This is a genomic window from Ferroglobus sp., from assembly GCF_015521575.1.
Lineage (GTDB): Archaea > Halobacteriota > Archaeoglobi > Archaeoglobales > Archaeoglobaceae > Ferroglobus.
On sequence record NZ_WANY01000261.1, the window covers coordinates 1 to 6,865 of the forward strand.

10 protein-coding genes, 1 tRNA gene and 1 pseudogene are annotated in these 6,865 nt (G+C 42.5%); 5 read left to right on the forward strand and 7 right to left on the reverse strand.

Annotated elements, in window-relative coordinates:
- Window positions 1-390 precede the first annotated feature (390 nt).
- Genes F7C14_RS10435 through F7C14_RS10445 form a run of 3 tightly spaced genes read left to right on the forward strand, consistent with a single transcriptional unit; the run spans window position 391 to window position 1,180 of the window.
- Entirely contained in the window at window positions 391-525 is a 135-nt protein-coding gene (locus F7C14_RS10435; RefSeq protein WP_290902639.1) for a hypothetical protein, read from the forward strand.
- Window positions 526-563: 38 nt separating this feature from the next.
- On the forward strand, window positions 564-863 hold the full coding sequence (locus F7C14_RS10440; protein WP_290902641.1) for a hypothetical protein: 300 nt from the start codon (window positions 564-566) through the stop codon (window positions 861-863).
- Window positions 851-1,180 carry a hypothetical protein gene (locus F7C14_RS10445; RefSeq protein ID WP_290902642.1) on the forward strand — a complete coding sequence of 110 codons (330 nt, stop codon included), beginning with the start codon at window positions 851-853 and terminating at the stop codon, window positions 1,178-1,180. Before F7C14_RS10440 ends, F7C14_RS10445 begins: the two co-directional genes overlap by 13 nt.
- A gap of 12 nt (window positions 1,181-1,192) precedes the next feature.
- Here F7C14_RS10445 and F7C14_RS10450 read toward each other — a convergent pair whose 3' ends face one another.
- The 6 genes from F7C14_RS10450 to F7C14_RS10475 all read right to left on the reverse strand — a co-directional run bounded on the left by F7C14_RS10450 (window position 1,193) and on the right by F7C14_RS10475 (window position 4,675).
- Window positions 1,193-1,345 (reverse strand): hypothetical protein, encoded by a 153-nt coding sequence (locus tag F7C14_RS10450; protein WP_290902644.1) that lies wholly within the window; start codon window positions 1,343-1,345, stop codon window positions 1,193-1,195.
- 103 nt (window positions 1,346-1,448) lie between these two features.
- Window positions 1,449-1,634 (reverse strand): hypothetical protein, encoded by a 186-nt coding sequence (locus F7C14_RS10455; RefSeq protein ID WP_290902646.1) that lies wholly within the window; start codon window positions 1,632-1,634, stop codon window positions 1,449-1,451.
- A 190-nt stretch (window positions 1,635-1,824) separates the two neighbouring features.
- Window positions 1,825-2,031, reverse strand: a complete 207-nt coding sequence (locus F7C14_RS10460; RefSeq protein WP_290902649.1) for a CopG family transcriptional regulator — start codon at window positions 2,029-2,031, stop codon at window positions 1,825-1,827.
- A 240-nt stretch (window positions 2,032-2,271) separates the two neighbouring features.
- Window positions 2,272-2,344 (reverse strand) — tRNA-Val (locus F7C14_RS10465).
- A gap of 329 nt (window positions 2,345-2,673) precedes the next feature.
- Entirely contained in the window at window positions 2,674-3,708 is a 1,035-nt protein-coding gene (locus tag F7C14_RS10470) for a glycosyltransferase family 4 protein (RefSeq protein ID WP_290902651.1), read from the reverse strand.
- Window positions 3,709-3,739: 31 nt separating this feature from the next.
- Window positions 3,740-4,675 (reverse strand): phosphoribulokinase, encoded by a 936-nt coding sequence (locus F7C14_RS10475; protein WP_290902653.1) that lies wholly within the window; start codon window positions 4,673-4,675, stop codon window positions 3,740-3,742.
- A gap of 47 nt (window positions 4,676-4,722) precedes the next feature.
- Here F7C14_RS10475 and F7C14_RS10480 point away from each other — a divergent pair, with 47 nt between their 5' ends.
- Together F7C14_RS10480 and F7C14_RS10485 are read left to right on the forward strand one after the other, a co-directional pair.
- Complete coding sequence (locus F7C14_RS10480; RefSeq protein WP_290902655.1) at window positions 4,723-5,550, forward strand: type I phosphomannose isomerase catalytic subunit; 828 nt, start codon at window positions 4,723-4,725, stop codon at window positions 5,548-5,550.
- Between the two features lie 32 nt (window positions 5,551-5,582).
- The gene (locus F7C14_RS10485) at window positions 5,583-6,623 is read left to right on the forward strand and encodes a glycosidase (RefSeq protein WP_290902657.1); all 1,041 of its coding nucleotides are present in this window, start codon (window positions 5,583-5,585) and stop codon (window positions 6,621-6,623) included.
- On the opposite strand, the pseudogene F7C14_RS10490 reads toward F7C14_RS10485, so the two are convergent.
- Window positions 6,620-6,865: pseudogene (locus F7C14_RS10490) on the reverse strand (hypothetical protein); the annotation flags it as partial. The gene F7C14_RS10485 and the pseudogene F7C14_RS10490 overlap by 4 nt on opposite strands.

The window sequence follows — 6,865 nt, forward strand, 5'->3', positions numbered from 1 at the left end:
CGCAACCTCGTCAAGAAAGCCCGTGTCGTATAAAATTGTGGTGGTCGAAATCGTCAAGATTTTCAGTTCTTTCCTCTTATTCTGCTCGTAAAAGTAAAGTCCAAAGGTTATTACCAAAATCGCCAAGGCTAAAATTACTATCTTTCGAGCCATATGCATAAGCGTGCATAACGAATATAAATTGTTTTTGTTGGGAACGATTTCAGAATTACTTTTTCTCCCTCTTTCTTTAGTATGGTTTAACGTAAACTCTCTTTCCGTTAATCTTGCGGTAATGAGCTTTTACCAGCACAAAATCTTCTTTTGCAAGTAGCTCTCTTCGAGAAATCTTGATAGCTGAAGAAATTTGGCGTAAAAGTTTTTCCGGGAACGGGAATAGAGTACGTGATCGTGGACTTCAACAAGAAGGTGGTTTCTGTCAAAACTCCTGAAAACGTCGAGTTGGAGTACTACTTCAAGATTCTGAGGAAAGCTTTTGAAGAGGTTAAATTCGCCGTAAATTTTGCAAAGTGTACGAGAGACTGAAAGAAAGGTTTTATAAGAGTCTTAGCAGAAGTGATATTATGGCTTTATCACCTTCCGTTGTGAAGCTACTGCTTGAAATAACCGGATCGTCCGATTTAAACGTGGCGGTTAAGGAGATCTCTAAAGATGCGATAGAGCACAGGTTAGAAAAAATTGAGAGCGAAATAAGAAAATTCGAGGAAAAGTACGGAATGACGTTTGAAGAATTCAAAAGAGCTTGGGAAAAAGGAGAGATAGAAAATAAGCACTCTTACGAAGTAGAAAGAGACTTTTGGGAGTGGGAAGGTTTGATGTCGAGGAAGAAGAAGCTCGAAGAGGTTCTGAAGTGGCTGGAGTAGACGCTTTTTTGAAAGAGATCTTAGAAGCTTGCGAAAAGTCCGAAATCGTTAGAGGAGTTAACGTCGAAAGTTTCGACAACGTAATACTGAAAGTGAGAATCTACTTGGTTGAAGACTTCTTCATAGACGTTTTCTACAACGACGACACGAAAAGAGTTGCGTTTGCCTTGATAAAAAACGAGAAAAGAATTTTCGGAGCAGACAACACCGGAGGGTGGCATATTCATCCCTTTGAGGATCCAGAAAGGCACGAGCCTTGCGAACCTATGAGCTTCGAAGAATTCTTGGAAGCAGTAGAAGAGCGATTAAAAAGTTAGAACTGCATGTTTTCAGCTTTCGATCAAAGCCTTCAGCACGAGATCAGCACGGTACTTCTTTATTATGTACCTCGTCCTCCCCCTTCCTTTCTTCCCCACTACGACATCGATCAGCCTGAGTCTTTCGAGCTTGTTGATTATCTCGTAGAACCTCGTGTAGCTCATGTTCACTTCCGCTTTCAGGATCTTGTAGACTTCTCCGGAGCTTACCTCTCCGTCTATCGAGTAGATTATCTTCAGAGTTGTTCTCTCGTTGGAGTTTGAACGGCTAAGCTTTTAGCGAGGAAAACCCTCGCACGCCTTCGTAAACGGCCTCTACGTCCCTCACCTCTATTTTCCTGCTCGCCCTCCTTTCAGCTTCAATTCCCGCCATCCTCAGGAGATAAATTCCGAATCTCAAGTCAGCTGTTTTCACAGTAAGCTCGACGATCTTTTCAAAAGCATCCCTCGTCATCACGCCCTCGTAAAAACCGAGCTTCGTTCTCTGCCTGAATATGTCCCTTATCTCATCTTCTCCGTGAACATTTTGAACTTTCTATCTGTAACCTCTTCCTCTGCGGAAAGTTTCGATACATCGCTTCCTCTCGCTCTCCCTCAGGCTATCCAAGAACTTGATGACATCTGGGTGTAAGAGAGCTGTAACATCAAAGACCTCTCGAAGCCGCGTAGTCTTCAAGATTAACGAACTTGTCCCTATCTCTTCTTAGTTTTTCGTATTTCTCTTCGATGTAATCCTGAAGCTCTTCATAGCTCTCTATAAGCTTCTCTATGATTTTCTCAATCGACTCTTCTCCTTCCCGCAAGTTTTCAAGCTTCTTGAGGAGTTCTCGACCCAAAGTTATAGAAACCATGTAATAACATCGTCAATTCCTTATTTCATTTTCGTTTTCCCTCGTTGATGGCATAATGTTTCCTATCTTTTTCTCTCCACTCTATCATTTTATGCGTACGAAACCATGGTATGGTGTATCTGAACCTTGAAAAAGATTTGTATCAGCTTGATGGCAAGGAAAGACGTACTCAACGTTGATCGTCAATACATTTCGAATTTGAGCCAGTTTTTCGAAAATCTACACAGCTTCGAGTTTGAATGGGTCCGCCCGGATTCGAACCGGGGACCTCCTGCGTGTGAGGCAGGCGTCATAACCACTAGACCACGGACCCAGCAATACTGTGTTTTGACCAATCGCTATATTTTTTTTGTGGTTTCGACAGCAAATAATATACGGGAATCTTACTCACAAAACCTTGGCAAATCCCATTGCTCAGTTTTTACGGGACTTTGCAAATCCAAATCACGGTCGAGAGAGATCTTATAAAATGGGACAAGAGTATGCCACAGAATTCGCATCATCGGATGAATTTTCAAGGTCGTCGATTATAAAGCCTACGAAAAGAGGCTCGGGCAATTTTAAGTCAATCCTGCGAATATAAAGCTGTTAGAAGACTTCGACCGCTTAATTTTGCGAAGAATCAAATATTAAGCTTTTATTTTAACTACGTTCGTTGAAAAGTCTGAGGAATTTTTCTGCTATTTTCTTCGAGTTGTTCTCCTCAACGTATTTTTTCGCATTCTCCACTATCTCTTTTCTGTAGTTTTCGTCTTCTATTAGCTTTCTGAGCTTTTCTGAGAGATCCTCTGCATCGTTGAACTTCACAACTTCTCTCTCGTGCATTTCAAAATGTCTTGTGTTCGGGACTACAATTGGAATCAAAGCTCCCATGCACTGGTAGAGGGTGGAAGAAACTACAACTCCGCTCGTCTCTCCTTTTGGAATCATGAAAACGTCCACTTTATGAAGTTCTTCGTAAACCTCTTCATTGTTTTTCAGCCTTTTCCTCTCCTGAATCAGCCATTCTCTCTCATAGGGAAGCAACCCGTTAGATCTTATCACCCTGTAGGTGAATTCGTAATTCTTTTCAAGAAATTCTAAAGCTTTGAAGAACGCTTCATACTCTTCAACAGGCTGTCTTCCGAAGCTGAAGAATTTCAAACCATCTTCAGCAAATTTCCTTTTCGTTGGATTCAGTGGATGGCAGGGGTAGGGTATTACCGTGGTTTTATCCTTTACGCTGCTGAGAAGCTCGTTGATGTACCTGCTATCAAATACTGCGAGCTTTTCGAAGTTCGAATAGTCGTTATACCTCAAATCCTTCTTGAAGCCCTCATGAATCACTACAAAAGTTTTGACTCCCTTCTTTTTCAATTCTCCAGCAAGTTTTTGCACATCTGAGTGGGGCACGCTTCCATAGGATTCCACAAGCAAAACATCGAAATCCCTCTTCAAGATCTCGTCGAAGTTTATTTTCCCTCCCTCCTTATCCGGCGGTCTTTCCTCGTAACACCTAACGACGAAATCCTCATCCTCTCTCACGATTTTGTGGTGCCACCATCTATTTGCAGATTCGACGTAGGGGGCGAAAACCGTAACTTCGTGACCCATTTTTAGGAATTCAGAAACGATAAGTTCCGCATGCATAGCAACACCGCAAGTAGCGTTCCAGCGAGATAGAACTGCGATATGCATAAAAAAAGTTCTGTAAAAAAGAATATAACGATTACTCTTTCATCTTGATGATTTCGACCAGATTCCAGCACAGTAAAAGTCTTGCCACATCTATTGAATTCACGTAATCCTGAGCCTCCCATTTCACGTTGTATCCCGTTTCCTCTCTCAAAGCATCGAGCAAAGACTCGAAGATTTCCACGTTGAGAAAACCGTCTATATCTATAAAGCTCGCTCTTTTTCCGTAGTAGTAGTCGGAGAAAAAGGATATGGCGAAATCCCTTTCGCTGGCTTTTATTAGACGGGACAAATCTACGTTGAGGGTGACGTGATCGAGCTCGAAGGAAATGTTCGTAAAGATTAATCTGACACGATACATCTCTTCCATCCCGAGAAGGGTGGAGATTCTCTCCGAGCTTTCCAATGAACTCGGATAAATTTTTATCACGACATCGGCATAAATTTTCTGGAAGTCCACGAACCTCTTGTAATCGCTCTCTCTCTGAATTATCTCTTCTATGACCTCTTCTCTTTTGTACCCTCTTTTCTCCATGTCTCTTTTAATCTTCCACTTTCTCTTGACGATTCTCGCTGGATCGACGAAGATTTTGTAGTCAAGGAACTCTCTGATTCCGTCGTAGAGAACATGCAGTCCTTCTGCGATCACTATCCTTTCTGGTTTAAATCTCTCGCAGCACTCCACTTCCCCCTTTTCGTGGTCGTAAATAGGTTTCTCGAACTCTTTCCACTCCTTTATCATCTTTAAATGCTCTCTAAACAGGTCTAAATTTGTCATCTCTGGATTCAGTGGTGTTATTCCAAGTCTTTTCCTTTCCTTTCTTCCGTATTTGTGATAATCGTCAAGAGTAATCGTCGCCACGTTTCCGGCGAAAATCTTCCTCACGCTTTCAGCGAAGGTGGTTTTTCCCGAGCCGCTATCTCCTGCGACGCCAATCACGAAAGGTTCTTTCAGCTTATCGAGGATCATTTAACAATAGGGAAAGGGTTATAGTAGAAAACGTTTTTCGTGGGGGTATGGAGGTAGTTGTGAAAAATGTACCCCTCCTAAAGAAAAAAGATTGGGCTGGGAACAGGCTTGGGAAATATAAAGGTGGAGAAAAAATCGGCGAGTCTTGGGAAGTCTCAACACACTTCTCTGGAGTTAGCGAAGTTATTTACAACGGGAAGGTTGTTCCTCTAACCGAATTCGTTAGAAAGTTCGAGGATGTTCTCGGATTCAGTGAGTTCCCCATAATGGTAAAACTCCTTGATGTCGGAAGACTTCTGAGCGTTCAAGTTCATCCGAGTGACGAAATTGCTAAGAAACTCGGGGAGAAAGATAGAGGGAAGAGCGAGGGATGGATAGCTCTTAGCGAGGGAAAAGTTTACTTGGGGATGAAGGATTACTCAAAAGATGCAACGATAGAGAACCTCGTCGTTTTCGAAGCTGAAGTTTTTGACACGTTTCCCATTCATCCTGGAACCGTTCACACCGCAGAGAACATCTTCCTCCTTGAAGTTTCCACACCTTCAGATTTGACTTACAGAATTTACGATCCCTACGGTAGGGAAACGCACTTAGAAAAGGCGAGATACTGCGTTAGAGAAGTTAAGATCAATAAGGGAAAAATGAAATTGGAGATGGAGGAATTTTATGCGGAGGTCGTTGAAGTAAATGGTGAAAAGAACTTTCAGGATGACAGAGTAAACGTTATCGTGGCTTTAAACGAAGTTTTCATCAGAAGTAAAAATTCCCTCAAACTGAACGAGTATGAGAGCTGTACAGTTCTTCCAAATAACGAATACGCTGTTGAAGGGGAAGGCTTCGTCGTCAGAATTTATCCACTGGAAGATAACAATTAACTTTTTATACTTTCGAAAAATCTTAGGGTGCAATGTTTAGAAAAATCTGCGAAATTACAGCTTTCAAAAGAGAAAATAAAACTGTTGATATAGTTAAGAGAATCGGAGCTATAACAGCTGATAGGATTCATCTCAAAAAGTATCCTAAGGACAATCCAGTTACTGCTTTTAATCCGGGCTTAATACTCGTTGACGGAGAGCTGAAGCTCTACGTGAGAATAGTTCTCGGTTACTTCACCTACGCAAGTGCCGTGGCGGAGATAACGATTCCAGTGGAGGAAGTTGAGGCAAACTCTTTCCCTGGACATTACTCTGGAGAGATAGTGATATTCCCAGATAACAGATACGACATCTGGGGAGTTGAAGATCCGAGAGTTTACAGAATAGGAGACGAAATACTGATGACCTACTGCGGAAGAACTGTGAGCTACTTTGATCCGAGCATTAGAGTTGAAAGAACTTTGCCCGTCTGTGCTAAAAGGGTTGATAAAAAGTGGAAGAAAACATGCGTTTTCAGATTTCCGAAGGATATGAGGAGTTTCGTCGTGAGTGATAAGGACGCATTCCTCGTTAAAACAAAAGACGGGGTTAAGCTTTTCCACCGACCTCACATGAGGGACGAGAACTTCTACCTCACGGTAAGCGATATAGACGGGGAAGGGGAACTTGGAGATGGGGGTTTGAAGGAAATTCCCTTGAAAAACACTATAATAGCCTACGAAGCAGCCGAGTTCGAAGAGAAGATCGGATGGGGAACGCCGCCTGTGAAAGTAGATAACGAATACTTATTTTTCGTCCACGCCGTCGACCGAGATCTGAAGTTCTACAAGGTTTTTGCCCTTTTGATGGACGAAGATCTTAACGTCGTCTCTGTAACGCCTTACTACATAATGGAGCCGAGGGAGATCTATGAGGTTTACGGAGATCGCCCTTACACGATATTCCCCTGCGGAGCTGAGATAGTTGACGATAGGATAATAATCTCCTACGGAGCTGCAGATTCGGCTGTTGGACTTGGAGAGATTAAAGTCGACGAAATAATGAGTGAACTTGACAAGAACAGGTGTGATTAAATCCTCAAAGCTCCCATAAGTCTGCCAATAAAGGAAATTCTGTACTCTTTCCTAAGATCTTCGTACTTTTCAAGATCGACTTTTCTCCCCTCTGCTGCAATTCTAACGTAATCTATTTCCTCAGGATCGAAACCCATTAGGTATGCTGCCATGTAGTCAACCAAAGCAACATCGTCGCTTGCGATCATTATTCCATGCTCCACGGGCTTGGTGTTGAGTTCGCTCCCCTCTCCACCTATGAC